This window comes from Actinomycetota bacterium (assembly GCA_014360645.1).
Classification (GTDB): domain Bacteria; phylum Actinomycetota; class Geothermincolia; order Geothermincolales; family RBG-13-55-18; genus Solincola_B.
The window spans coordinates 183,770-209,383 of sequence record JACIXD010000002.1 but is presented as its reverse complement, the minus strand read 5'-3'; the positions used below and the strand labels follow the sequence as shown (position 1 = coordinate 209,383).

Below are 25,614 nucleotides of genomic sequence, written 5' to 3'. Positions count from 1 at the left end.
GTGATCATGCCCGCGAGGGGCGGTGGCCGCGGGCGCCGCGGATAAGGTAGGGGGATACGGCATGCCGCCGTCACGATGATGATCATACCGCGCGCGGGCGGCGCCGGCGCCCGTCCGCGCGCGGCGGGGTGACGGTCATCCGACGGACGAGAGGGTGATCCCGCCCCTAGCGCCCGATGATGTAGCGGTTGGGATCGACCTCCTCGCGTAGGAGACGCAGCTCCTCCTCCGTGGGCTCGGGGGTCTCCACCACCTCGGGGGCCTTGAGGAGCTCGAAGCCGGTGTTTTCCTGCACGTCGTCGAAGGTATAGCCCTTATGGATGGATTCCACGCGCATGCGCTTGCTCTCGGGGTCGAACCCCATCACCGCCATGTTGGTGATCACCTTGTGCGGCCCGGTATCGGCAGGCAGGCCGGCGGCCTCGCGCGCCCCCGGGCCTTCGAGATAGCCCGGCGTGGTGATGAAGCTCACCCGCTCCACGAAGCGGCGGGCGTCCTGGGGGGTGATGACCATGATCTTCCAGGCCATGGATCCGAAGTCGTTGGCCCCGCCGGAGCCGGGGAAGCGCACCTTGGGCTTCTCCCAGTCGCCGATGACCGTGGAGTTGATGTTACCGTACATGTCGATCTGGGCGCCGCCCAGGAAGCAGTAGTCCACCAGGCCGCGGGAGATGGTCTCCATGACCTCGCACATTCCGCTGGCCATCACCGCTTTGTAGTAGGTGCGGGAGTCCCCCACCGAGATGGGCATGGTGGGGAGCAGGGGGGCGATCCCTCCCGCCTCGAAGATGATCACCAGGTTGGGGGCGTAGGCCTTCTGGGCCAGCATGGCGGCGGCGCAGGGGGCGCCGGTGCCCACCGCCACGGCTTTACCGTCCTCCAGGTTGCGGGCGGCGGCGCAGATCATCAGCTCCATGGTGTTGTACTCGGTCATCTCTACCCCCTCCCGTCGAGGTCGATGAGGTGTTCTATGGCGCGCAGCTCGTTGATGCGCTCCAGGCCTCCGCAGAGCTCCAGGTACTGGTTGAAGTCGCGGGTCCGGTAGATGTACTTGTCCAGGAACTGTTTGAACTCCTCGGGGTCCTTCTCCACGTTCAGCCACTGCCGGAGGTGTTCCTCGTCGGAGAAGTACTCGTAGGGCATGTTGCCCGGGTAGCTCCCGAAGGGCACCTCGCACACCGCGTCCACCAGGTAGTAGGGGATGAGGGTGGAGGTGGGGTCGGAGCGTATCTCCTCGTTGGGTATGAGGCGCTCGGTGGTGATGATGAGGCGCTTGGAGGCGCGCGCCAGCTCCAGGTCGGCCACGGAGATGCCCTTGATGCGGCAGTTGCCGTAGATGTCCGCCTCATGCACGTGGATGGCCGAGACGTCGGGCCAGAGGGCGGGGTAGAGCACGTAGTTCTCCCCCGTGAAGGGGCACTTCACCACCTTGGCGGCGCTGTGCTTGAAGGTGTCGGTGCCCATCATGTTGCGCGCGGGCATGAAGGAGACGCCGGCCGCCGCGGCCTTGAGGCGGCAGGCCATGCCGTAGTTGGTCCACTCGCAGCACTCCACCTTTCCGCTCTCCATGTAGCGCCGCGCGTTGGGCGAGAGGCCGCGCGCCTCCAGCCCGATGATGTAGGCGATGTCGCAGCGGTTGAAGACCTCTCCCGCTGCAAGGATCTGGAAATCATGCGTGGAGGTGTGGCCGGCGAAGGCCAGGTTTTTCTTGCGCTGCCTCACGATCTCGTGACATACGGCCGTGGGGATGCGGTTGGCCCCGAAACCGCCGATGGCCAGGTAATCGCCGTCGTGGACGAATCTTCCCACCGCCTCGCTGACGGTCATCACCTTGCTCACCATGGCCCGGGTCTTGGTGCGGAAGAACTCCCGCGCCTTGTCGGCGTCGGGATCCATGAAGAGGGGGCCGGTTCCTTCGGCGACGACTTCAAACATACTCTTCCCTCCCTCGTCTTTGCGCAAGGAATCTCCTGCAGGTTGATATGTAGGATATCATCTGGCGATTTGGCTGGCAAACTGTTAAGGAGCACTTGTCATTTTGCTCCGCGCCGTGTTTAATAAATCCCTAATAGGGGATACTCGATAGCAGACAAGGCGCGACATCTGGGCAACGCAGCAGCATTTTCGCAGCGCGGTTCCAACCCTCAGACGCATCAGCTCACGCGGCTTACCGGCATCACATTCGCGGCACCGGCAGAGGAGACGTTCCAGGGTTTCGAGGTCTCACTCACAGGAGACGGGGAGGGAGAGAACGGAAACGCATCGAAAGGGGGAGCGAAGGATGAGCGAGGTCGTCTGGAAACCGTACGGGGACTACATCGAGAAGGCCAACATCACCAGGTTCATGCGCAAGCACGGCATCTCCACCTACGAGGAGCTGCTCGCCAGGAGCACCGAGGAGCTGGAGTGGTTCTGGGACGCCATCATGGAGGACCTGGACATCCGCTGGTACCGACCGTACGAGAGGGTGCTGGACACCTCGGAGGGCATCCAGTGGGCGAAGTGGTACCTGGGCGGCAAGACCAACATCGTCCTCAACTGCCTGGACAAGCACATGCGGACCCCGGTGAGGAACAAGCTCGCCTTCATCTGGGAGGGCGACGACGGCGCCATCCGCCGCTACACCTACGGGGACGTCTACCGCGAGACCTGCAAGATGGCCAACGCCCTCAAGAACCTGCGGGTGGGAAAGGGCGACACCGTGGGCATCTACATGCCCATGAGCCCCCAGATCATCTTCTCCCTCCTGGCCTGCTGGAAGGTGGGGGCCATCACCATCCCCATCTTCTCCGGTTTCGGGCCCGCCCCCCTGGCGGCTCGCCTGCGCAACGCCGAGGCCAAGGTGCTCATCACCGCCGACGGGTCCATGCGCAGGGGCAAGGTCTTCCCCATCAAGGAGAACGCCGACGAGGCGGTGGACCAGGTGCCCTCCGTGAAGCACGTGGTGGTGCTGAAGCGTGTGGGCATCGACATCCCGTGGCACGCCATACGCGACATCTGGATGCACCAGCTGGTGCAAGGCCTCCCCGAGGACTGCCCCACGGAGGAGATGGACTCCGAGGACCACGCCATGATCATCTACACCTCCGGCACCACCGGCGCCCCCAAGGGCGCGGTGCACACCCACGGGGGCTGCCTGGCCCAGATATGCAAGGAGCTGGGCTACTACTTCGACGTCAAGCAGGAGGACATCTTCTTCTGGCTCACCGACATCGGCTGGATGATGGGGCCCTGGATGATCATCGGGGTGATGAACTTCGGGGGCACCTTCGTGATCTTCGAGGGGGTCCCCGACTACCCCGAGCCGGACCGCCTCTGGGAGCTCACCGAGCGCCACGCCATAAGCACCTTCGGCATCTCCCCCACCGCCATCCGCATGCTCATGCGCTTCGGGGAGTCCTGGATAGACAAGCACGACCTCTCCAGCCTGCGCATCCTGGGCTCCACCGGGGAGCCCTGGGACCCCGAATCCTGGATGTGGTACTTCGAGAAGGTGGGCCGGGGAAAGCTCCCCATCATCAACATCTCCGGGGGCACCGAGATCGTGGGCTGCTTCCTCTCCCCCCTGCCCATCACCGACCTCAAGCCCATCACCCTGCGCGGCCCCGGGCTGGGCATGGCCATAGACGTCTACGACGACGAGGGCCGGCCGGTGCGAGGGGAGAAGGGGCACCTGGTGGCGGTCAAGCCCGCCCCCTCCATGACCCGGGGCTTCTGGCGCGACCCTGAGCGCTACCTGGAGACCTACTGGTCGCGCTGGCCCGGCGTGTGGTACCACGGCGACTGGGCCAGCGTGGACGAGGACGGCTTCTGGTTCCTGCACGGCCGCTCCGACGACACCATCAAGGTCTCGGGGCGGCGCACCGGCCCCGCGGAGATCGAGGCTGCCTTGATGGAGCACGAGGCGGTCACGGAGGCGGCGGCCATCGGCGTCCCCCACGACATCAAGGGGGAGGCGGTGGTGTGCTTTGTGGTCCTAAGGCCCGACTTCAAGCCCACCTCCGAGCTCGCGGAGTCCATCAAGGACAGGGCAGCCGACTTCCTGGGCAAGGTGGGACGTCCCGACGAGGTGCATTTCGTGCCCGCCCTGCCCAAGACCCGCTCCGCCAAGATCGTGCGCCGCCTCATCAAAGCCCGATACCTTGGGGAGGAGCTGGGGGACCTGGCCTCGGTGGAGAACCCGCAGGCGCTGGACGACATACCGGTCCGCAGAAGCTGATGGGGTCAGCCCCGGACATGGGACATTTTGTATGTGCGGGCGTATGCGTGCCAGGCCTGGACCTCGCTACGCTCCGTCCAGGCACTGGACACCGTAGCGCCTGCGGCGCTATCGCTTACGCGATGCAGACTGTCGATTGTGAAACGATAGCCCCCAGCCCCTAAGCGCTGGACACCGTAGCGCCTGCGGCGCTATCGCTTTCGCGATGCAGGCTCTCGCGCGATAAAGGATGACACCCCGCCGCACAGGCACCGGCACCGTAGCGCCTGCGGCGCAAGCGGTGGAAACCGATGATCCGATAACCGAATACCACCTGTGAGCGCCGGTTGCGCTATTATTATGGCGGGAGGGGGTTGCTTCTCGACGGTTCAAAAGGAGGAAGAAAGTGGAAAAGTGGGATGTGGTGGTAATAGGAGCTGGCGTCGGAGGGCTGTCAGCCGGTGCGCTGCTGGCAAAGGAGGGGCTCAAGACCCTGGTATTGGAAAAAGACGACCGTGTGGGCGGAAGGGCGATGTCCCTGCGCGGCGAGGAATTGAGGGAAAAGGGAACCGGATGGTACCGGAGGCTTCTCGCCGGCCAGTACTCTTACCTCGTTGAGAGCGTCCCCTCCCTCGACAAGATGGCCGAGGAGGGGACCCTCGACGGATATGTACTCGACCTGGGCTATCACGGCGTGAGCGTGGCGGGGGAGGGATACTTCGCCCGGCTGCGCGATCTCATCGGGGGTTACGGAGCACGCGAGGTGGAGATCGTCCCCTTCCTCACCGGTTCATGGATAAACGGGGAGTTCTACCGCGAGCCGCCGTTGAGCGAGGGGAATGACCTGGACGAGAAGATAAAAGCGGAGCTAAAGCGGATCAACAAGAGGTTCCTGGATTTCTTCGGCGACCTCATGTCGCTCACGCCGGAGCAGGCGCGTGAGCTCGACCGCGTCTCCCTCCACGACCACCTGGTGAAGACGGGGTTCGCGGAGAGCCCGGTGCTCTACGATTATTTCCGCTGCATCGGAACCCTTATCACCACCATCAACAATCCGCACGACATCTCCATCGGGGATATCCTGCGCTACTCCTCCCAGGTGCTGGCGCCCGCCGTCCTTAAGGGAGGCTCGGTTTATGTGGGCGGCTTCACCCGCGACGGGGTGATGGCGTGGAGCGAAGCGGTGGCTGGGAGACTGCGCGATTTCGGCGGCGAGGTGTGCCTCGGAAGCAAGGTAAAGGAGATCGCCCTCGAGGGCGGAAAGGTCGCCGGAGTCAGGGTGGAGGGCGACGGCGAGGGGGAGTTCATCGCCGCCGAGCGCGTGGTCTTCAACATCCCGGTGCAGGAGCTGTTCGAGTACGCGGACGAGGCGGCCTTCCCGGCCGATTTCGTCTCCCGCGTGAGATCGCTCTATGGATACGGCAGCCTCTCGCCTTATATTGGGCTTTCCGACCTACCCGTACCCGAGGATCATGCCCGACGACTCATGAAGACGCCCTGCGTGGTACCCAGGTCCGAGGGGTTCGACTGGGACGTCTACATGGCCTGGAACATCCAGTCCTATATCGAACCCGGATGCGCCCCGGCGGGAAAGCACCTCTTCACCGCCTACCTCCCCCTCACTGAGGCGGAGTCCCATAACCGCGAACTGGTGATGAAGGTGGTTAGGGCGGTTCCCGATTTCCTGGAGAGCATCTACCCCGGCTTCAAGGAGTGCATCGAATGGGAACTCTATCCGGTGTGCGTGAAGCTGGAGGGGGTAGCTAAGAGCGTGAGTCAGGCGGGCAGCCTCAAGCCCGACGTCAAGGCGCCGGGGGTGGAGGGCCTGTACTTCGCGGGCGATACCGTCCGCGGCTACGGCGTGGCGATGGACTGCGCCTGCTCCAGCGGCATCCTCTGCGCCTCCGCCATCACCGGAGAGGATTACGGCATAGGGTAGAAAAAGCGCCGTCATCTCGGCGGCAAGGGTCAGCATGCGCCGGCGAAGGGCCTGCATATGTCCTCCCCGGCGGAGAGCGGCGACCTGCGTACTGCATGGAAGAGCAGAACAGGTGAAAGGCGCCCCGGATGGGGCGCCTTTTGTCTCCCTGAAGGCCCTTTCGCGTGACCCCGCCCGTCCGGTCGGGCCTGTATATGTCCTCCCCGGCGGAAAGCGGCGACCTGCGTACTGCATGGAAGAGCAGAACAGATGAAAGGCGCCCCGGATGGGGCGCCCTATGTCTCTCTGATGGCCCTTTCGCGTGACCCCGCCCGTCCGGTCGGGCCGGTCGTGCGGTTTTCCTCTACAGCTCGGGCCCGCCCTTGAGGCCGAGGATCTGGCGCGCCTCGTCGGGGGTAGCCGGCTCGCGGTCCGCGAGCTCGATGATCTTGACCACTTTCTCCACCTGCTCGTACGAGCCCTTGGCCAGAACGCCCTTCTTAACGGTGATGTTGTCCTCCAGGCCGACGCGGATATGCCCGCCCTCCTGGGCGGCCACGAAGGCGCCGCGGAACTGCGCCGGGCCGACGCCGCAGGTGCTCCAGGTGGCGTCGTCGGGGATGAGGTCCATGAAGCGCTTGAAGTTGCCGAGGTCGAACCAGCAACCCCCCAGAACCCCCCATACGAACTGGTAGTGCAGGGGCTCCACGAAGATGCCCTGGTGGCGGACGAAGAGGGTGTTGTAGATGCCGCCCACGTCATAGACCTCGAGCTCCGGCTTGGTCCCGGCCTCCTTCATCTCCTTTGCAAAATCGACCAGCATCTGGAAGGTGTTGGTAAACACCGTCTCTCCCAGCACCACGTGGTTCTTCCAGTCCCCGAGGGCGAAGTTCATGGAGTTGGTGTTGAGGGAGGCCATCTCCGGCTTGAGCTGCTTCACCACGTTGATGCGCTCCTCGGGGGTGGCGCCGATGCCGATGGCGGTGGAGAGGTTGATGACGATGGGGCATTTCTCGGTGATCCCCTTGACGATCTCGCGCAACACGTCGATGCTCGCGGTGGGAAGACCCGTTTCGGGGTCGCGGGCGTGGATGTGGACGATGGCGCACCCCGCGTTGTAGCATTTGTAGGCCTCCTCCACGAACTCCTCCACGGTATAGGGCACCGCGGGGTTCTGGGATTTCATGGTCGCGGCTCCGGCCAAGGCCGCCGTGATGATGCACTTATCCTCGAGCGACATGGCAACACCTCCTGCTTTCCCTGCTTAGACGCCGAACCGAAACGGTGCTCCCCCGTCCCGTGGGGAAGCATCTCTAATCCTAATACAAAACCGCGGGTAAAGCAATTTAGCAATCGCCGCTTAACACTTTTCCGAACGCCGGGGGGACGGGGTCGGGGGCCGCGGGGACGGTAAGGGCATGTGACGTGGCCCGTTTTTTGCTATTGTTAGCATAAAAGCTCACCGGCTGACCGGGATGGCGGTAAGACGGCGGGTATATCCCGAGTAGATGGAGGGAAGGGCGATGGAACGGCACGACTCACTTCCCTCCGATGGGTTCCGAGAAGGTCTGAAAGCGCCGTGAGATGGAGGGAAGGGCGATGGAACAGTACAACCCCGGACAAATAAAGAAGTTCCTCAAGCAGCTGAGGCAGCGCGAGGAACAATATATCTATTACCTCGGCCAGTTGGCTTTCCAGGCCGGGGAGGAAGGAGGGCTTTCCCGGCCCGAGATGCTCGAGGCCTACCGCACCCTCAAGGACATCAAGACGCAGACGGCGCAGTGGGAAACCCTGCTGGCCCAGCTCAAGGCGGCGAAAGAGGTGGCACAGAGGCCGCGCTGCCCGCGCTGCGGCGGGGAGGTGGTAAAGGGCGCCCTATACTGTCCTTCCTGCGGGGGCGCGCTTGCCGCCCCGGTGCAGCCGGGAATGCCTGCCGCGCCGGGCGGAACGGCGCCGGCGGCGCCGTTGGCTCCGCCTCCTCCCGTGCCCGGGGCGGCGGTTCCGGTGCCTCCAGGGGCGGTGATGCCCTCACCGGTCCCGGGCCAGCCGGCGGTCGCGGGCACCCCGGCCCAGGCCCCGGTGACCGGGCCGGCCGCGCCTCCGCCCGCACAGGCGGCGACCCCCGTCGTGGCCCGCACGTGCCCTCAGTGCGGGGCGCCACTGGACGAGGACGCCCTGTTCTGCGGCAACTGCGGCATAAGGGTGACGGCGATGGCGGAGGCCACCGCGGCCACAACGCCCGTGCCCGGGGCGGCGGAGGTCACGGGAGAAGGGGAAAGGGGACCCGAGGCGTCCGAGGAGACCGGGCCGGCCGCCCGTGAAGAGGGGGCGGGCGAGGGAGATGCGGCGGCGGAGGAGAAGCCGACGGCGTCGCCGCGGACGGGAGAGACCGCGGAACAGGCGGCGTCCTCCGCGGAGCCCTCGGCGGAGGAGACCATCGCCTGCCCGAGCTGCTGGACGGCGGTAACGGACCTCGATGCCCGTTTCTGCCCCAACTGCGGAGCGAAGGTGAGAGAATGATCCAGGTATACACGGGAGACGGGAAGGGAAAGACCACCGCCGCCCTGGGCCAGGCCCTGCGCGCCCTCGGACACGGGACGAAGGTGTTCATGGTGCAGTTCATGAAGGGGCGCACCTACGGGGAGCTGATCACCTGCGAGAGATGCCTGCCGGGGTTCACCATCGTCATGGCCGGCCGCGACGAGTTCGTGAAGAAAGGCGAGCCGGAGGAGGTGGACCTGCGTATGGCGCGCGAGGGCTTCGAGTTGGCCAGGAAGGTGGCCGCGGAGGGAGAGCACGGCATGCTCATCCTGGACGAGATAAACGTGGCCATGGATTACGGGCTGCTCCCCGTGGAAGAGGTGCTCGAATTCCTGCGCTCCTGTCCCCGGGAGATGGAGGTGGTGTGCACCGGAAGGTACGCGCCGCCGGAGCTCATAGAGCTGGCCGACCTGGTGAGCGAGGTACGCGAGGTCAAACACCATTACCGGCAGGGCGTGCAGATGAGGAAGGGGATCGAATACTAGCTCGCCGGCAGAGTGACATCCGCCCGGCCCATCCTTTTCTCCGCGAGAGGACAAGGAAGGGGATCGATTGCCGGCTCGCGGTCTACGCCCCGGCCCGGGCCTGATGTGGCCGGCCTAGAAACGACTTGAACGAGGTGGAAGATAATGGATAAAAGTAGCTGGCTCAAGGAGCACTACCTTCCTTCTTCCCTGCGGGATGCGGATTTCACCACCGTGTCCGGGCAGGAACTCGACCCCCTTTACGCCCCCGAGGACGTAGAGGGGCTGGACTACGAGCGGGACCTCGGATACCCGGGCCTCTATCCCTTCACCCGGGGGGTGCAGGCCACCATGTACCGGGGGAGGCTCTGGACCATGCGCCAGTTTGCGGGCTTCGGCACCGCCGAGGACACCAACCGGCGTTACAGGTTCCTCCTGGAGCGGGGCCAGACCGGCCTCTCGGTGGCCTTCGACATGCCCACCATCATGGGGCGGGATTCCGACGATCCCCTGGCCGAGGGGGAGGTGGGGCGCTGCGGGGTGGCCATCGACTCCCTGGCGGACATGGAGACGCTTTTCGAGGGCATCCCCCTCAGAGACATCACCACCTCCATGACCATCAACGGCCCCGCGGCGGTGCTCCTGGCCTTCTACCTCTGCGTGGGCGAGAAGCAGGGGGCCTCCTTCTCCGAGCTGGGGGGCACCATCCAGAACGACATCTTAAAGGAATACATCGCCCAGAAGAGCTGGATCTTCCCTCCTCGCCCCTCCCTGCGCGTCATCACCGACATCCTCGCCTTCTGCTCGCGCGAGGTGCCGCGCTGGAACACCATCTCCATCAGCGGCTACCACATCCGCGAGGCCGGCTCCACCGCGGTGCAGGAGCTGGCCTTCACCCTGGCGGACGGCTTCGCCTACGTGGAGGCGGGAATCGCGGCGGGGCTGGACGTGGACGAATTCGCCCCCCGCCTCTCCTTCTTCTTCAACGCCCACGTGGACTTCTTCGAGGAGATCGCCAAGTACCGCGCCGCCCGCCGCATCTGGGCCCGCCACATGCGCGAGAAGTACGGAGCCAAAGACCCGCGCTCCTGGATGCTGCGCTTCCACACCCAGACCGCGGGCTGTTCCCTCACCGCCCAGCAGCCGGAGAACAACATCGTGCGCACCGCCTTCCAGGCCCTCTCCGCGGTCCTCGGGGGCACTCAGAGCCTGCACACCAACTCCATGGACGAGACCCTGGCCTTGCCCACGGAGAAGGCGGTGGAGATAGCCCTCCGGACCCAGCAGCTCATCGCCCACGAGACCGGGGTCGCCAACGTCATCGACCCTTTGGGGGGGTCCTACTTCGTGGAGGCGCTCACCGACCGCATGGAGCGGGAGGCAGAGGAGTACTTCCGCAGGATAGAGGAACTGGGAGGGGTGCTGGCGGCCATCGACCAGGGGTTCTTCCAGCGCGAGATCGCCGACGCCGCCTACCGCTACCAGCGGGAGATCGAGAGCGGGAAGCGGGTGGTGGTGGGGGTGAACCGCTACCGCAACGAGGAGGAGACCCTTTCCATCGAGCTGCTGAAGATAGACCCCGCGGTGGAGAAAAAACAGAGGGACAAGCTGGCCGAGCTGCGCTCGTCGCGGTCATCCTCGCAGGTGGACGCAAGCCTGGAGGCGCTCAAGGAGGGGGCGCGGGGCGACGCCAACCTTATGCCCCTCATCCTCTCCTGTGCCCGCGCCTACTGCACGGAAGGAGAGATCATCGGCGCTCTGCGGGAGGTCTTCGGGGAGTACCGCGAAACCCCCCTCTTCTGATCCCGGCTTTCACCGGCTGCCGTAATGCCGCAAGGACCGTGCGACGTCCCTCACGAGCCTCTCTTGCGTTCCGATAGATCTCCGGGGCGGATGCCGTCATGCCGGAAGTACCGCGCGATGATCCTGTTCCCCGGAGTCCGCGTGACGCTTTCCGCCACGTATGCTCGGAATGGAGGCATTTCTTCAGGCGTGTGCGGCGCGGGGGACGACCCGGGGGCACTTCCTGGGAAAGGGCCGCTCTAATATACTTTAGGCGGTCCAGAAAAGATGCCGGAGCGTGGTTGTGAGTGGAGGGGATCATGGAGCGGGGAAAAAGACGCATCCTTATCGCCAAGCCCGGCCTGGACGGGCATGACCGCGGCGCCAAGGTGGTGGCCCGCGGCCTCGCGGACGCCGGCTATGAGGTCATCTACACCGGCCTGCATCAGACCCCGGAACAGATAGCGGAGGCGGCCATCCAGGAGGACGTGGACGCGGTGGGCCTCTCCATACTCTCCGGCGCCCACATGACCCTCTTTCCGCGGGTCATGGAGCTCCTGGCCGAGAGGGGAGGCGAGAAGATCATGGTCTTCGGCGGGGGGATCATACCCGAGGACGACGCCGTGGAGCTCCGGCGCATGGGGGTGGCGGAGATATTCACCCCCGGCACGACCATCTCCGAGATCGTCTCCTTCCTGGACAAGAACTTCGGCGGCGCATAGGCCGCTGACGGGTACGGCCGTGCCGTGGCGGGGCGCCGCTTCCCCGTCCGGAGAGGCGTGGACAAAAAAGTAAAGGCATGCGCCCTCGCCCTGGTGAAGGGGTGGAAGATGGTGGAAGGGCGCCCGCGGTGTTCGCGATGCCCCACGAATGGCCGCCGCCCTGTATCTCCCACCCGCGGTGCTCCTTGAAACCCCGGAAAAATATCTAATATAATATGATGGCCCGTGCCGAGATACCCTGTTTTTCCACGGGTAAGATGCGGCAGTAGAGATAGAGTCAGGTAAGCGACAGTGAACGGAAAAGGAAACGGAGCGGGGTAAATCATGTGCGCTGAAGAAATCGGTTTCGTCGAGAAGTACGACCTCCTCGGATGCATCCAGTGCGGGAGGTGTACGGGTGGTTGCCCCGTCGCACTGAGGACCGACCTCAGGGTCAGGTGCTTCATGTACGACACCCAGAACGAGGAGCGGCTGGAGGAGCTCTCCGAGAAGCCCGAGATCTGGGACTGCACCACCTGCTACACCTGCGCGGCGCGCTGCCCCAAGGGTCTTGAGCCCCTCGAGGTGCTCATCGGGCTGCGCAGCCTGCAGATCGAGGAGGGCAGGGTGCAGCCCACGGTGCGCGACGCCCTGGAGTCCATCTTCAAGGACGGCAACCCCTGGGGGTCGCCGCGCGCCAAGCGCCTGGATTGGACCGCCGACCTGGAGGTGGAGGCCCTGGAGCCGGAGGCGGAGGAGACCACCGACGTGCTCCTCTTCGTCTGCTGCACCGACGCCTACGACCCCCGGGTGATGAAGGTGGCCCAAGCCCTGGTGAAGGTGCTCAACGCGGCCGGTGTGGACTTCGGGATCATCGGCGAGGAGGAGAGCTGCTGCGGCAGCGAGGTGCGCCGTCTCGGGGAGGAGGGCCTCTTCGAGATGTGCGACGAGGAGAACGTGGAGCTCCTCAACTCCTTCAACGTCAACCGCATCGTCTGCATCAGCCCCCACTGCTACAACACCCTCAAGAAGGAGTACCACGGGCTCAAGCACCCGGTGCTCCACTACACCGAGCTGGTGGCGGAGCTCCTCGAGGAGGGCAAGCTCCAGCTCAGCGGGGAGATGGCCAAGGTGGTCACCTACCACGACCCCTGCTTCCTCGGGAAGCAGAACGACATCTACGACGAGCCTCGCTACATCATCACCCGCATCCCCGGGGTGGAGTTCCGGGAGTTCGACCGCTGCCGCGAACGCAGCCTCTGCTGCGAGGGCGGGGGCGGAAAGATGTGGGTGGAGAGCGAGTCCAAGGCGGAGCGCCTTGCGGAGATCAGGGTTGAGGACGCCAAAGAGATGGGCGCCGAGGTCATCGCCGTAGCCTGCCCCTTCTGCCTGCTGACCCTGGAGGACGCCACCAAGGTCAAGGGCGTGGAGGAGGAGATGCGCGTGGCGGACATCCTCGAGCTCCTGGCCGAGGCTCTGTAGATATACGGGCCGGAACGTGAGGCATCGGTAACGGAATCGGGAATCAGAGGGAAGAGGTGAAAAGCGTATGAACATGGTGGTATGCGTGAAGAGGGTCCCGGACACCGCCGAGTCCGAGGTCCACATCGACGCCTCGGGAAAGGATATCGACAAGAGCAGACTATCCTTCGGAATCAACGAGTGCGACAACTACGCCGTGGAGGAGGCCATCCAGATCAAGGAGCGCCTGGGCGAGGGCACGGTGACGGTGATCAGCCTCGGGGACAAGGAATCCGACGAGGTCATCCGCATGGCCCTGGCCAAGGGCGGCGACGAGGCCATCCGCCTGGAGGACGAGGCCTTCAAGGGCGGAGACGGGTTCGCGGTGGCCAAGGCGCTGGCCGCGGCGATAAAGGGCCTGGAGTACGACATCGTCTTCACCGGCGCCCTTGCCGACGACGACGGCTACGCCGTGGTGCCCGCCGCCCTGGCAGAGCTGCTGGGCGTTCCCCACGCCACCTACGTGAAGAAGGTGGAGATACTGGAGCCCGGCAAGCGCGCCAAGGTGGGCCGCGAGCTCGAGGGAGGGCTCATGGAGTTCCTGGAGATCGACCTTCCCTGCGTGCTGGGCATACAGACCGGCATCAACGAGCCGCGCTATGCCTCCTTCAAGGGCATCAAGCAGGCGGCCAAGAAGGAGATCGCCATCAAGTCCGCCGCCGACCTGGGCCTTGACGCCTCCGAGGTGGGCGAGGCCGGTTCCTGGGCGGCGCTGGAGAAGTTCACGCCCCCGGTGGTGGGCGAGATGGCCGAGATCCTGGAGGGCGAGCCGGAGGAGACGGCGGCGAAGTTGGCCGCCATCCTGAAGGAGAAGGGGCTGGTGTAAATGAAAGACATCTTCGTTCTCATCGAGCACCGTCGCGGCGAGATGCGGGACGTCTCGGTGGAGATGCTCTGCGGCGCCGCCAAGCTGGGCGGGACCGTGGTCGCCGTCCTGTTGGGCAAGGACGTGGACGCCTTTGCGAAGAAGGCCGCCGGATACGCGGACAAGGTCCTCTACGTCAACGACCCCCTGTTCGAGAACTACAATTCCGAGGCCTACCAGAAGGCCCTCTCGGCCCTCGTCAAGGAGCACGGCCCCGGGCTGGTGCTCATCGGCAACACCGCCCAGGGCGTCGACCTGGCGCCGGCCCTGGCGGTGGAGCTGGGAGTTCCCCTGGTCACCGACATCACCGCCCTGGAGATGGAGGGCGACAAGCCCAAGCCCACGCGTACCTTCTACGGCGGAAAGCTCGACGCGCACTTCACCATGAAGGATGCCGACCTTTACATCCTCACCGTGCGCGAGGCCACCTTCACCGCCGAGGATCCCTCCAAGTCGGGCGAGATCGTCAAGGTCGACAACCCCGTCACCGAGGACCTCTCATACCGCAAGTTCGTGGAGTACGTGGAGCCCGAGGTGGGCGAGGTGGACATCACCCAGTCCACGCTGCTGGTGGGCGTGGGCCGCGGCATCCGCGAGGACAAGAACATGCCGGTGGTGGAGGAGCTCGCCCAGGCCCTGGGCGCCGACCTCGCCGCCTCCCGCGCGGTGGTGGACGCCGGCTGGCTGCCGGCGGACCGCCAGGTGGGCATCTCCGGCAAGACGGTGAAGCCCAAGCTCTACCTCGCGGTGGGCATCTCCGGAGCCTTCCAGCACGTCACGGGCATGAAGGGATCCGAAGTCATCGTGGCCATCAACAAGGACCCCGACGCCCCCATCTTCGGCATCGCCGATTACGGCATCGTGGACGACCTCTTCAAGGTGGTCCCCAAGCTGGTGGAGAAGATCAAGGAGTTGAAGGGCGCTTAATGGTTGTCATTGAGCCCGGACTCCTCCGGTGCCCATAATGAGATCGCAGGATATCAGAGCTTTTCCCAAGGCACGAGGAGGAAAAGAGACATATGAACGGTAAACCGAAGATCGGGGTCTACGTCTGCCACTGCGGCACCAACATCGCGGGCACGGTGAACGTGGAAGAGGTGGTGCAGTTCGCCCAGACCCTGCCCGACGTGGTGGTGGCGCGCAACTACTCCTACATGTGCTCCGATCCCGGGCAGGCGCTGATCACCGACGACATCGCCAACATGGGGTTGAACCGCGTGGTGGTGGCCTCGTGCTCCCCGCGCATGCACGAGCCCACCTTCCGCAAGACGCTGCTCTCCGGCGGCCTCAACCCGTACTTCCTGGAGATGGCCAACATCCGCGAGCAGTGCTCCTGGGTGCACGATGACCCCATCGCCGCCACCGAGAAGGCCAAGCGGGTGGTGGAGGCGGCGGTGGTGAAGGCCCGCAGGCTGGAGGCCCTGGACGTGAAGGAGGTGGACGTGGAGCCCTCCTGCCTCATCATCGGGGCGGGCATCGCCGGCATCCAGGCCGCCCTGGACATCGCCGACGCGGGCTTCAAGGTCTACCTGGTGGAGAAGAGCCCCACCGTGGGCGGGCACATGGCCCAGCTGGACAAGACCTTCCCCACCCTGGACTGCTCGGCCTGCATCCTCACCCCCAAGATGGTGGACGTGGCCAACCACCCCAACATCGAGCTCATGACCTACTCCCAGGTGGAGGAGATCGGCGGCTATATCGGCAACTTCGACATCAAGGTGCGTAAAAGAAGCCGCTTCGTGGACATGGACAAGTGCACGGGCTGCGGAGATTGCGCGTCCGAGTGCCGCCTCGCGGGGCGTATTCCCAACGAGTTCGACGAGGGCATCGGCATGCGGGGGGCCATCTACCTGCCCTTCCCCCAGGCGGTTCCCGCCAAGTACACCATCGACAAGGAGAACTGCCTCTTCCTCACCAAGGGCAAGTGCGGCGAGTCGCCCAAGTGCAAGGACGCCTGCAAGGCGGGGGCCATCAACTTCGACCTCCAGGACGAGGTGGTGGAGTTCAAGGTGGGAACCATCATCGTGGCCACCGGCTACGACGTCTTCGACGCGCGCCTCAAGCCCGAGTACGGCTACGGGGTCTATGACAACGTGCTCACCGCCCTGGAGTTCGAGCGTATGGTCAACGCCTCCGGACCCACTGGCGGCAAGGTGGTCATGCTCGAGCGGGGCAAGAAAAAGAAGAAGAAGGAGGGCGAGGAGGCGGAGGCCCCCAGGGTGCCCCAGAGCGTCACCTTCATCCAGTGCGTGGGCTCGCGCGACAAGAGCGTGGGCAACGAGTATTGCTCCCGCGTGTGCTGCATGTACACCGCCAAGCTGGCCCACCTGGTCAAGGACAAGGTAGGCCACGACTGCGAGGTGACCGTGTTCTACATGGATGTGCGCGCCTTCGGCAAGGGCTTCGAGGAGTTCTACGACCGCGTGCGCCGCGAGGGGGTCAAGTACATCCGCGGCAACCCCTCGGAGATCTACAAGAAGGGCGACAAACTCATCGTGCGCGCCGAGGACACCCTCACCGCCACCCCCCTGGAGCACGAGACGGACATGGTGGTGCTCTCCGTGGGCCTGTGCCCGCGCTCCGACAACCGCGAGATCATCGACCTGCTCAAACTCTCGCAGTCCTCGGACCTCTTCTATCTGGAGGCACACCCCAAGCTGCGTCCCGTGGACACGGCCTCCGACGGCGTCTACCTGGCCGGCGTGTGCCAGGGACCCAAGGACATCCCGGACGCCGTTGCACAGGCCAAGGGAGCTGCCTCGGCGGCCATGATCCCCATGGCCTCGGGCAAGGTGAAGGTGGAGGCCCAGACCTCGGTGGTCAACGAGCAGACCTGCCGCGGCTGCGGTTTCTGCGTGGAGCTCTGCCCCTTCACGGCCATCGAACTGGTGGAGATCAACCGCATGGGCTGGCCGGTGAGGGTGGCGCGGGTCAACGAGGCCCTGTGCAAGGGGTGCGGCGCCTGCGCGGCCGCCTGCCTCTCCGGCTCCATCCAGCAGCGTTCCTTCAAGGACGTGCAGTTGCTGCCGCAGATACAGGCCCTGGGGGTGAAGTAGGTCATGGCTGAGAAGACGGATTTCGAGCCCAACATCGTGGCCTTCCTGTGCAACTGGTGCTCCTACGCCGGGGCCGACCTGGCCGGCACCTCGCGCATCCAGTACCCGTCCAACGTGCGGGTGATCAGGGTCATGTGCTCGGGCAGGGTCAATCCCCTCTTCGTGATGAACGCCCTGCAGCAGGGCGCGGACGGGGTGCTCATCTCCGGATGCCACCCCGGCGACTGCCACTACATGCAGGGCAACTACTACGCGCGGCGCCGCTTCAACCTCATGCGCAACTTCCTCGAATACCTGGGCGTCGAGCCCCAGAGGGTGCGCATGAGCTGGGTCTCGGCCTCCGAGGGCGCCAAGTGGAAGGAGGTCATCGAAGAGGTCGTCAACGGCGTGAAGGAAGTCGGGCCCATGGATCAGTTCAAACGGAGGCAGTTAAATTGGTAGACGTAAACAAGCTGAGAGAAAAGGCCAAGGAGGTTGTCTCCAGGGACGACGTGAGGCTGCTCATCGGGTACCGTCCCGGCACCTACGGCTTCCGGGCGCGCCCCGCCTTCGTCCAGGGCCCGGACGAAGCGGACGAGCTCATCTTCACGCCCGCCTGCGTGAACAACCTCGCCACCTACATCACCCTGGAGGAGAAGTTGCCCGTCCCCCGCGGCCAGGAGCCGGACCTGCGCAAGGTGGCGGTGATGGTCAAGGGCTGCGACTCCCGCGCCCTGGTGCAGCAGATGGAGGAGAAGGCCTACGACCGTGACCGCATCCTGGTCCTGGGGATCCCCTGCACCGGGGTGGTGGACATGGCCAAGGTGGAGGCCAAGTTCCCCGGCGTGCTGCAGCGGGGTGAGATCGCCCTGGAGGGGGACAGGTTCGTGCTCTCCTTCAACGGCAGCAAGGAGGAGGTGCCCAGGGAGGAGCTGGTGGCGGACAAGTGCCTGCGCTGCCGCTATCCCACCCCCCTGGTCTACGACGAGCTGCTGGACGAGGCGGTGGAGCGTTTCGCCGACGACGACTACTCCGACATCGCCGAGCTGGAGAAGCGGGCGGCGGCGGAGAAATGGGCGTACTGGGAGGAGAAGTTCTCCCGCTGCATCCGCTGCTATTCCTGCCGCAACGTCTGCCCCATGTGCTACTGCGAGGACTGCGTGCTGGACCGGCTGCAGCCGCAGTGGATGAGGCGCAGCGTGGACATCAGCGAGAACACGGCCTACCACGTCTCCCGGGCCTACCACCTGGCGGGACGCTGCATCCAGTGCGGCGAGTGCCAGCGGGTGTGTCCCGTGGACATCCCGCTCATGGAGCTCAACCGCAAGTTCTACAAGGACGTGGAGGAGCTCTACGATTACGAGCCGGGCACCAGCGTAGAGAACCCGCCGCTGCTCTCGACCTTCAAGGTGGACGACCGTGAGGACTTCATACTCTAAGAGGTGGGTGCCATGGCATTGAAGAAGCTGAGCAAGGAAAAAATGGGAGAGGTCCTCGGGGAGCTCTCCAAGTTCCGCCTCGTCGCGCCCGCCAAGTCCGACGAGGTCGTCGTGTTCAAGCAGATAGGGGACCCGCAGGAGGCCTTCCTGGATTACGGGAACTCCACCGTGCCCCCCAAGAAGTTCGCCTTCCCCCAGACGGAGACCCTCTTCCGCTTTATGGTGGGCAGTCCCGAGCTCAAGGAGAAGAACGTGGAGGAGGAGGGCACCACGGTGATCTTCGGTCTGCGTCCCTGCGACGCCAGGGCCATGGCCATCGTGGACAAGCTCTTCTCCTGGGACTTCGACGACCCTTATTACCTAAAGCGGCGCGAGCTGACCACCCTGGTGGGGATGGCCTGCGTGGAACCCCCCTCGGTGAACTGCTTCTGCACCTCGCTGCAGGGAAGCCCCTTCGGGACGGAGGGACTGGACATGCTCCTCACCGACATGGGCGACTATTACCTGGTGCAGTCCCTCACCGAAAAGGGAGAGAAGCTGGCGGAGACCCTTTCCTCGCAGCTCGAGGAGGCCCCCGCCGGCGACGAGAAGAAGGCCGAGGAGATGGCCAGGGAGTCCGAGGGCAGGATTCGCCGCTCCATATCCACGGCGGGCATCCCGGAGAAGCTCCCGGGGCTGTGGGAGAACGAGCTCTGGAAGAGAGTGTCGGCGGCCTGCCTGGGCTGCGGTATCTGCACTTTCCTCTGCCCCACCTGCCACTGCTTCGACATCCAGGACGAGGTGGACGAGGGGGGAGAGGGACGGCGCTGCCGCATGTGGGACTCCTGCATGTTCGAGGAGTACACCCTGCACGCCTCGGGTCACAACCCTCGCCCCACGCGCAGGGAGAGGACGCGCAACCGCATCAACCACAAGTACTCCTACTATCCCAACCGCTTCGGCGTCATCGCCTGCGTGGGATGCGGCCGCTGCATCAACCTCTGCCCGGTGAACATCGACATCCTGGACATACTCGATCAGGTGGTGGATGCCCAATGAAGAACCCCTACATTCCCCATGAGGTAAAGATCCTGGACACCTGGTACGAGGCGCCGGGTGACCGCTGCATCAAGACCTTCAAGGTGACCTTCACCGACGAGAAGGTCTGGGACACCTGGAGCCACCTGCCCGGGCAGTGCGCCATGGTGGGCATCCCGGGGGTGGGGGAGTCCATGTTCTGCATCTCCTCCTCGCCCACGGAGAAAGGGTACCTGCGCTTCAGCATCATGAAGGCGGGCAAGAACACCTCCGCCCTGCACGAGCTGGAGGCGGGAGACACCTTCTTCGTGCGCGGGCCCCTGGGAAACAACTTCCCCCTCGAGGACTGGAAGGGGAAGAACGTGGTGACCATCGGCGGCGGCATAGGCCAGGCGCCCCTGCGCCCGGTGATCCAGTGGATCCGCGACAACCGCGGTGACTACGGCGAGCTGCAGCTCATCTACGGCGCCCGCACCTCGGCCGACCACTGCTTCAAGGACGAGTTCAAGGAGATCCTGGAGGAGGGCGAGTGCGCCTGCCACCTCTCCATCGACGTGGAGGAGGAGGAGTGGCCCCACTTCGTGGGCTTCGTCCCCCAGCTCCTGCTGGAGGTGGCGCCCTCGCCCGAGAACACCATCGCCGTCACCTGTGGGCCGCCCATCATGATCAAGTTCGTGCTCCAGAACCTGGAAAAGCTGGGCTTCACCCCCGATCAGGTATACACCACCCTGGAGAACCGTATGAAGTGCGGTATCGGCAAGTGCGGACGCTGCAACGTCGGCCATCTCTACGTGTGCAAGGACGGGCCGGTGTTCTCCTATGCCCAGCTCAAGGAGATACCCGAGGCCTTCGCGTGAGGCGGACAAGAACACGAAGGGGCGGGGGGTGACCCCGCCCCTTTTTTCAGGACCGAGGCCGACGGGCCGTGCCGGGGGATATACGGCTGCGGCGCCTGCGGGAACGGGATGCAGGGGGGCGGGCGCACTCGCGCCGTGCGGCGTGATGACGGCCGAAGCCTCGGCAGGGGGAAGGACGAGGGGCTCCTCGGGAGGCGGCGGGCGGGAAGGGAGCCGGCGGGGCGCGGTCCTTTTCGCGCTCCCGGTGGCGCTTCTGGCTCTCGAGAGACCGGAGCGTATTTCATAAACGTTCGCGATCTGATAAAAATCTTTACGGGCGGGACGTGGCGCCCGCGAAGGGGACGAAGGCAGGCGGGCGGCGAAACGTGTCGCACGGGTCGGGCGGTGCGGCGGTCCCGCCGGGGAGACCGCGGCGGGACGGCGAGATGAGGTGAAGGGCGGAAAGACGTGGCTCGGTGCTGTCCGCGGAGGATGAGGCCCGGCGCATACGGAGGATACGGAACGGGCAAAAGACGGGAGAGCGTTATTCGTGGCCATGACGGGGAAGGATAAACAGCACCGGTGATGGAAATATCCGGCGAATGGAGGTAGAGAGGCATGGTCTTCAGGCTGCAGGGATGGCGCGTGGTGAGGCAGGTGCTCCTCGTGCTCGCCGTCATCCTGACCGTAGCGGCGGCGGCGGTAGCCGCCCTTTTCGTGGGCCTGGATGTGGCCTACGCAGGCCAGGTCTTCAAGGGTGTCTACGTGCAGGGCATCAACATCGGCGGCCTGACCAGGGAGGGAGCTATAGAGAAGCTCCGTTCCGAGCTGGACCTGGGCGCCCTCAACCGCGACCTCACCCTCGCCTTCGACGGCTATTCCTGGCCCCTTCCCCTCTACGAGATCGACGCCTACGTGGACCTGGATGCTACGGTGGACAGGGCCCTGAAGGCGAGCCGGGAGATGCCCTTCTACGAGCGCTGGGCGCACCGCGCCGTCTTCCGGGGGCTCGACCGCAGCGTGGACCTGGCCATCCATGTGGATTGGCGTAAGCTGGAGAACTTCCTCTCCACCCTGGAATCCACCATCAATCGCCCACCCGTGAACGCGGAGATAAAGCTGGAGGGGCGCAAGCTGGTCTTCCAGAAGTCCCAGGACGGGTGGGAGCTGGACGCGGACGAGGCGCGCGAGGCCATCGTCGCCGCTCTCTCCTCGACGGAGCGGGTGGCGGAGCTCCGTATCGAGGTGACACCGCCGGAGGTCTCCGATTCCCAGGTGGGCAAGGTGATAACCGTGGACAAGACCAACCACCTACTGACCCTTTACAACAACATGGAGGTGGAAAAACAGTACCCCGTGGCCGTGGGGATGCCCTCCTGGCCCACCCCCAGCGGGACCTACAAGGTGGTGGGCAAGGAGAAGAACCCCACCTGGGTGAACCCGGGGACCTCCTGGGCCGCGACCATGCCCCCCTATATACCCCCCGGGCCGGGGAACCCGCTGGGCACACGGGCCATCCAGACCAGCGCTCCCGGCGTCTTCATCCACGGCACCTACAACTCCTGGTCCATCGGGACCAACGCCTCCCACGGCTGCATCCGCATGTACATCAAGGATTCCGAGGATCTCTACGAGAGGGTGCCCGTGGGCATCCCCGTGCTCATCTTCTGAGCGGAACCAGAGAAACTACTGGATGAAGAGGGAAATGTGCCCACAGGCTTACCCGCGCTCATCTTTTGAGCAGCGCGTTGCTCCCGGGATGCGGAAGTACGTCGGGCCGCACCCGCATGCTCGTCACCTTTTCCGTCATGACGGCGATTCGGCGTACGCCGCCGCGGCGGACCCGGGGGTCATCTGCGCGGAACACCGTAAACCGTCGGGCGAGCTTTTCCGATTAATAGCTCAGGCCTGGGGAAGAATATCCCCGGCATGGATTTGGGGAGCGGCGCTCAGGTAGAAGGTTGTGAGGTGATGTCGGCCCCGCTCGTCGGCACTGGACCGAGAAAGGCGAAGGTGATGTGGAGGACGATCCTGGCGGCAGCATGCATGGCTGTAGTGTTCACGCTCGCTTTACCCGGCACGGCCGGCGCCGGTGAGGTCACCCTGCCCGGCGGCATGACCTCGCCCGGAGGCACGCTGCCTCCCCCCACGGGCGTCCGGGAGGTGGAAAGGCCGGAGGATGCCGGCCTGCGCATAGCCATCACCTGGGACGCGGTGCCGGGGGCCTCGGGCTACCGCGTTTACCGCTCCGATCCCGCGCACGGCGAATTCGTTCCCGTGGGAGGAAAGGCGGCGGATTCCATGCTCGCGTACCCGCTCTTCCTCGACGGAGACGTGGAGCAGGGCAGGGTCTATCACTATGCCGTGGCCGCGGTGGACGATGCTTTTCGCGAAGGCCCGCTCTCGGAGCGCGTCGCGGCCGGGCTGGGGCCGGCGGCCCGCGGTGCGGACGGCCCCAAGAGGATCGTCTGTTCCCTCCCGGACCAGCGGCTCTATTTCTACGAGGGCGACCAGCTGATCAACGTCACCAGGTGCTCCACGGGGCTCCGCAACTCCACCCCCACGGGAAATTTCCGTATCCTCGGGCACTACGGCACCCACGCCGGCCTGGGGGGCGCCATCTGCGATTACTGGATGGCCTTCACCCCCAGCCACGGCATGCATTCCTGGCCTCGCGGTTCAAGCGGTTACGAGGCGGGGCTGGGGGCGCCCGCTTCCCACGGGTGCATCCGCCAACACCCCCTGGAGGCCTACTGGCCGTACCACTGGGCTCCCGACGGCACCCCCCTGACCATAACCTACGCCTCGCTGGCGAAGAGGGTGATATCCGGCTGTCACGCCACGGCGGGGGTGCCCGAGCCCGCCGGGCGCTGGTATTTCGCCGAGGGCTACACCGCGGAAGGTTACGACACCTACCTGCTGCTCTCCAACCCGGGCGAGGAAGGGGCGGTCGCCAGGGTGAGGTTCTTCAAGGACAGCGGCGAGGTGGTGGAACAGGCGTGCGGCATCGCGCCCCACTCCCGCTTCACCCTCTCCGTAGACGACGTGCCGGGCATGGACGCCACCGCCTTCTCCATCCAGGTCGACGCCGACCGTCCCCTGGTGGCGGAGCGCGCCATGTATTTCGCGGCCGGCCCGCGCACCGACGGCACGGTGACCGCGGGCTCCACCGAGACCTGCGCCGACTGGTATTTCGCCGAGGGCTACACGGCGGGGGGTTTCGACACCTGGCTGCTGCTCGCCAACCCCGGTGACCGGGGGGTGAGCGCACGGGTGTATTTCCTCCTGGAGGGAGGCGGGAGGGTGGACCACTTTTTCTGGGTGGGACCGCACTCACGATACACCGTGCCCGTGGATGCCCTCCCGGCGATGGGTGAGGCCTCCTTCTCCATGCAGGTCCACGCCGACGGGCCCGTGGTGGCGGAGCGCGCCATGTATTTCACCAAGGATCACATCAAGGGCGGTCACGTCACCATGGGCGCGCCTCGCCTCTCCCAGGAATGGTATTTCGCCGAGGGGTGCACCAGGCGCTTCTATCAGAGCTATATTCTCCTGGGCAACCCCGGTGAAGAGGACGCTCTGGTGACCATTGACTACTACCTCAACCACGGGAGCATCAGGCACCAGTGCTTGGTGCGGGCGCGCTCCCGGGTGACCGTTCCCATATCCTCCCAGGGTGGGCTCGGCGGCGAGGAGATGGCCTTTTCCGTCTTCTCGGACCGTCCGCTGGTGGCGGAGAGGTCCCTCTACTACGACCTGGACAGCCACCGGGGAGGGGACGTGGCCATGGGCTCACCACGCGCTTCCACCACCTGGTATTTCGCAGAGGGCTACACCGACGGCGCCTTCGACACCTATCTCCTGCTCTCGAACCCCTCTTTCTCCCCCGCCGATGTGCGGGTGGAGTTCCTGAGGGATGACGGCGCCGTTTTCGAACAGCGCTACCTGGTGCCGGCGCAGAGGAGGGTGACGCTCACCGCCGACGTCCTACCGGGCCTGGAGAGGGCGGCCTTTTCCATCCGGATCGGCTCCGATGTCCCGATCATGGCGGAGAGGGCGATGTACTTCGTCATGCCCCGGGGTTACTGAGACGCGGTGCGTCTGGCGGAGCGTGGGACACGCCTCGCCTTCCCCGACAACGCTTCCCGCGGCGGCCACTTGCGCCGGGTTTCGGCCCCGTGCGGCGTTCAGCGAGAGGTATTCGCCGTAGGACTCCTCCACACGCCGCAGGCAGCTCTCCATGTTGGTGATGTATGGTCATCGCGCTTCCCCCAGCGCCTTTTTCGCGAGATCCTCGCCGTTTACCGCCTTCAGAGGTCGCGGCCCTTCCCGGAATCGCTGATCAACGCCAGCTCCTCGGGATAGGGGTTGAAGAAATACTGCTGCTCGAGGTAGGGCTGGTCGAAGCGGGCGATCCAGGAGCTGACGATGCTGTTGACCGCGCTCAAGGGGATGCGGCCCTGCCGGTACCTCTCCAGGGCGTCCAGGAAGTGCGCCTTCTCGCGCGCCCGCAGTTCTTTAGAAAAATAACCCAGGGCGTGCATGAGCACGTTGATGTTGGAGGTGAAGCGCGGCATCCTGGCCAGGGCCTTTTCCAGCTCCACGCGGTAGACGCGCGCCAGCTCGCGCGAGGGGAGGCCCTCGCGGTTGGCCACCAGAGCGCCCATCCGCTTGAGGGCTGACTGGCTGTAGGCCATGAGCAGGAGCTTGTGGGAGGCGTGGAAGTCCACCAGTTCGCGCACCTTCTTACCGCTCACGGAGACCCGGAAACGCGCCAGGGTGAAGAGACGGGTCAGGAAGTGCTCGCGGATGCGCCAGTTCTTCAACCTTCCCTCCGATTCCGTCGGGAGGTCGGGGAAGGCGGCGAGGACGGCAGCCCCGAAAAACCCCGGCCCCTTGTCCACCGCGCCCGACCTTCCGCCCGGGGCGTGGATCTTGACGTCGGTGATCCCGCAGGAAGGCGAGCGCGCCTTGAGGAGGAAGCCGTCCACCGCGGCCAGGCGGGAGAGGAAGTCGCGGCTGAAGTCGAGCATCTCCTCGCTCACGTCCCTGCCCGTGGCGGGCTGCACCAGCCGCAACCCGTCCCCCGTGAGCTCCATGTGGATGGGGTCCCTGGGCACCCCCAGGCCGATCTCCACCTCGGGACAGACGGTGACGACATCCGCCCACTTCGCCAGCCTCTCCACGAACTCGTCGCGGATGATCTCGCCGTTCCAGCGGCAGGCGGCGAATCCCAGGCACCTGCTCGCCACCAACACCGGCCTGACCTCGTGAGCCATGGCTCTCATCCTTTCTCG

General features: G+C 65.2%; 20 protein-coding genes. 16 read left to right on the top strand and 4 right to left on the bottom strand.

From position 1 onward, the window contains the following. Window positions 1-166 precede the first annotated feature (166 nt). On the bottom strand, window positions 167-934 hold the full coding sequence (locus tag H5T74_02440; GenBank protein ID MBC7229236.1) for a 3-oxoacid CoA-transferase: 768 nt from the start codon (window positions 932-934) through the stop codon (window positions 167-169). A 2-nt stretch (window positions 935-936) separates the two neighbouring features. Beyond that, complete coding sequence (locus H5T74_02435; GenBank protein MBC7229235.1) at window positions 937-1,935, bottom strand: CoA transferase subunit A; 999 nt, start codon at window positions 1,933-1,935, stop codon at window positions 937-939. A gap of 346 nt (window positions 1,936-2,281) precedes the next feature. Here H5T74_02435 and H5T74_02430 point away from each other — a divergent pair, with 346 nt between their 5' ends. Both H5T74_02430 and H5T74_02425 read left to right on the top strand, forming a co-directional pair. Beyond that, complete coding sequence (locus H5T74_02430) at window positions 2,282-4,219, top strand: acetate--CoA ligase (GenBank protein MBC7229234.1); 1,938 nt, start codon at window positions 2,282-2,284, stop codon at window positions 4,217-4,219. A 385-nt stretch (window positions 4,220-4,604) separates the two neighbouring features. Then, entirely contained in the window at window positions 4,605-6,137 is a 1,533-nt protein-coding gene (locus H5T74_02425; GenBank protein ID MBC7229233.1) for an NAD(P)/FAD-dependent oxidoreductase, read from the top strand. A gap of 343 nt (window positions 6,138-6,480) precedes the next feature. Here the strand turns inward: H5T74_02425 and H5T74_02420 are convergent, their stop codons facing one another. Next, window positions 6,481-7,356 (bottom strand): 3-keto-5-aminohexanoate cleavage protein, encoded by an 876-nt coding sequence (locus H5T74_02420; protein ID MBC7229232.1) that lies wholly within the window; start codon window positions 7,354-7,356, stop codon window positions 6,481-6,483. A gap of 359 nt (window positions 7,357-7,715) precedes the next feature. Between H5T74_02420 and H5T74_02415 the strand changes: the two genes are divergently transcribed. The 14 genes from H5T74_02415 to H5T74_02350 all read left to right on the top strand — a co-directional run bounded on the left by H5T74_02415 (window position 7,716) and on the right by H5T74_02350 (window position 24,406). After that, window positions 7,716-8,636 carry a zinc ribbon domain-containing protein gene (locus tag H5T74_02415; GenBank protein ID MBC7229231.1) on the top strand — a complete coding sequence of 307 codons (921 nt, stop codon included), beginning with the start codon at window positions 7,716-7,718 and terminating at the stop codon, window positions 8,634-8,636. Continuing rightward, entirely contained in the window at window positions 8,633-9,142 is a 510-nt protein-coding gene (cobO, locus tag H5T74_02410) for a cob(I)yrinic acid a,c-diamide adenosyltransferase (protein MBC7229230.1), read from the top strand. The genes H5T74_02415 and cobO overlap by 4 nt, the downstream gene beginning before the upstream one ends. 144 nt (window positions 9,143-9,286) lie before the next feature. Beyond that, window positions 9,287-10,924, top strand: a complete 1,638-nt coding sequence (locus tag H5T74_02405; GenBank protein MBC7229229.1) for a methylmalonyl-CoA mutase family protein — start codon at window positions 9,287-9,289, stop codon at window positions 10,922-10,924. Between the two features lie 299 nt (window positions 10,925-11,223). After that, complete coding sequence (locus tag H5T74_02400; protein MBC7229228.1) at window positions 11,224-11,625, top strand: cobalamin B12-binding domain-containing protein; 402 nt, start codon at window positions 11,224-11,226, stop codon at window positions 11,623-11,625. 324 nt (window positions 11,626-11,949) lie between these two features. Continuing rightward, a complete protein-coding gene (locus H5T74_02395) occupies window positions 11,950-13,086 on the top strand; it encodes a (Fe-S)-binding protein (protein ID MBC7229227.1) in 1,137 nt (378 codons plus the stop codon). A gap of 67 nt (window positions 13,087-13,153) precedes the next feature. After that, window positions 13,154-13,951 (top strand): electron transfer flavoprotein subunit beta/FixA family protein, encoded by a 798-nt coding sequence (locus tag H5T74_02390; GenBank protein MBC7229226.1) that lies wholly within the window; start codon window positions 13,154-13,156, stop codon window positions 13,949-13,951. After that, entirely contained in the window at window positions 13,952-14,917 is a 966-nt protein-coding gene (locus H5T74_02385; protein ID MBC7229225.1) for an electron transfer flavoprotein subunit alpha/FixB family protein, read from the top strand. 92 nt (window positions 14,918-15,009) lie between these two features. After that, window positions 15,010-17,046 (top strand): CoB--CoM heterodisulfide reductase iron-sulfur subunit A family protein, encoded by a 2,037-nt coding sequence (locus H5T74_02380; GenBank protein MBC7229224.1) that lies wholly within the window; start codon window positions 15,010-15,012, stop codon window positions 17,044-17,046. Between the two features lie 3 nt (window positions 17,047-17,049). After that, window positions 17,050-17,487 (top strand): hydrogenase iron-sulfur subunit, encoded by a 438-nt coding sequence (locus H5T74_02375; protein ID MBC7229223.1) that lies wholly within the window; start codon window positions 17,050-17,052, stop codon window positions 17,485-17,487. Continuing rightward, a complete protein-coding gene (locus H5T74_02370; GenBank protein MBC7229222.1) occupies window positions 17,481-18,464 on the top strand; it encodes a 4Fe-4S dicluster domain-containing protein in 984 nt (327 codons plus the stop codon). Before H5T74_02375 ends, H5T74_02370 begins: the two co-directional genes overlap by 7 nt. A 12-nt stretch (window positions 18,465-18,476) precedes the next feature. Next, on the top strand, window positions 18,477-19,502 hold the full coding sequence (locus H5T74_02365; protein ID MBC7229221.1) for a 4Fe-4S dicluster domain-containing protein: 1,026 nt from the start codon (window positions 18,477-18,479) through the stop codon (window positions 19,500-19,502). Next, entirely contained in the window at window positions 19,499-20,338 is an 840-nt protein-coding gene (locus tag H5T74_02360; protein ID MBC7229220.1) for an FAD/NAD(P)-binding protein, read from the top strand. Before H5T74_02365 ends, H5T74_02360 begins: the two co-directional genes overlap by 4 nt. 597 nt (window positions 20,339-20,935) lie before the next feature. Continuing rightward, complete coding sequence (locus H5T74_02355) at window positions 20,936-21,988, top strand: L,D-transpeptidase/peptidoglycan binding protein (protein MBC7229219.1); 1,053 nt, start codon at window positions 20,936-20,938, stop codon at window positions 21,986-21,988. Window positions 21,989-22,333: 345 nt separating this feature from the next. Continuing rightward, a complete protein-coding gene (locus H5T74_02350; GenBank protein ID MBC7229218.1) occupies window positions 22,334-24,406 on the top strand; it encodes a L,D-transpeptidase family protein in 2,073 nt (690 codons plus the stop codon). Between the two features lie 221 nt (window positions 24,407-24,627). On the opposite strand, the gene H5T74_02345 is transcribed toward H5T74_02350, so the two are convergent. Next, window positions 24,628-25,596, bottom strand: coding sequence for a DUF523 and DUF1722 domain-containing protein (locus tag H5T74_02345; protein MBC7229217.1), 969 nt, complete (start codon window positions 25,594-25,596; stop codon window positions 24,628-24,630). Between the last annotated feature and the right edge of the window lie 18 nt (window positions 25,597-25,614).

What these genes read in the sequence shown, in the direction of transcription:
- H5T74_02440 (MBC7229236.1), bottom strand. Translation starts at nt 934, where the DNA reads ATGACCGAGTACAACACCATGGAGCTGATGATCTGCGCCGCCGCCCGC.
- H5T74_02435 (MBC7229235.1), bottom strand. Translation starts at nt 1,935, where the DNA reads ATGTTTGAAGTCGTCGCCGAAGGAACCGGCCCCCTCTTCATGGATCCC.
- H5T74_02430 (MBC7229234.1), top strand. Translation starts at nt 2,282, where the DNA reads ATGAGCGAGGTCGTCTGGAAACCGTACGGGGACTACATCGAGAAGGCC.
- H5T74_02420 (MBC7229232.1), bottom strand. Translation starts at nt 7,356, where the DNA reads ATGTCGCTCGAGGATAAGTGCATCATCACGGCGGCCTTGGCCGGAGCC.
- H5T74_02415 (MBC7229231.1), top strand. Translation starts at nt 7,716, where the DNA reads ATGGAACAGTACAACCCCGGACAAATAAAGAAGTTCCTCAAGCAGCTG.
- cobO (MBC7229230.1), top strand. Translation starts at nt 8,633, where the DNA reads ATGATCCAGGTATACACGGGAGACGGGAAGGGAAAGACCACCGCCGCC.
- H5T74_02405 (MBC7229229.1), top strand. Translation starts at nt 9,287, where the DNA reads ATGGATAAAAGTAGCTGGCTCAAGGAGCACTACCTTCCTTCTTCCCTG.
- H5T74_02400 (MBC7229228.1), top strand. Translation starts at nt 11,224, where the DNA reads ATGGAGCGGGGAAAAAGACGCATCCTTATCGCCAAGCCCGGCCTGGAC.
- H5T74_02395 (MBC7229227.1), top strand. Translation starts at nt 11,950, where the DNA reads ATGTGCGCTGAAGAAATCGGTTTCGTCGAGAAGTACGACCTCCTCGGA.
- H5T74_02390 (MBC7229226.1), top strand. Translation starts at nt 13,154, where the DNA reads ATGAACATGGTGGTATGCGTGAAGAGGGTCCCGGACACCGCCGAGTCC.
- H5T74_02385 (MBC7229225.1), top strand. Translation starts at nt 13,952, where the DNA reads ATGAAAGACATCTTCGTTCTCATCGAGCACCGTCGCGGCGAGATGCGG.
- H5T74_02380 (MBC7229224.1), top strand. Translation starts at nt 15,010, where the DNA reads ATGAACGGTAAACCGAAGATCGGGGTCTACGTCTGCCACTGCGGCACC.
- H5T74_02375 (MBC7229223.1), top strand. Translation starts at nt 17,050, where the DNA reads ATGGCTGAGAAGACGGATTTCGAGCCCAACATCGTGGCCTTCCTGTGC.
- H5T74_02365 (MBC7229221.1), top strand. Translation starts at nt 18,477, where the DNA reads ATGGCATTGAAGAAGCTGAGCAAGGAAAAAATGGGAGAGGTCCTCGGG.
- H5T74_02360 (MBC7229220.1), top strand. Translation starts at nt 19,499, where the DNA reads ATGAAGAACCCCTACATTCCCCATGAGGTAAAGATCCTGGACACCTGG.
- H5T74_02355 (MBC7229219.1), top strand. Translation starts at nt 20,936, where the DNA reads ATGGTCTTCAGGCTGCAGGGATGGCGCGTGGTGAGGCAGGTGCTCCTC.
- H5T74_02350 (MBC7229218.1), top strand. Translation starts at nt 22,334, where the DNA reads ATGTGGAGGACGATCCTGGCGGCAGCATGCATGGCTGTAGTGTTCACG.
- H5T74_02345 (MBC7229217.1), bottom strand. Translation starts at nt 25,596, where the DNA reads ATGGCTCACGAGGTCAGGCCGGTGTTGGTGGCGAGCAGGTGCCTGGGA.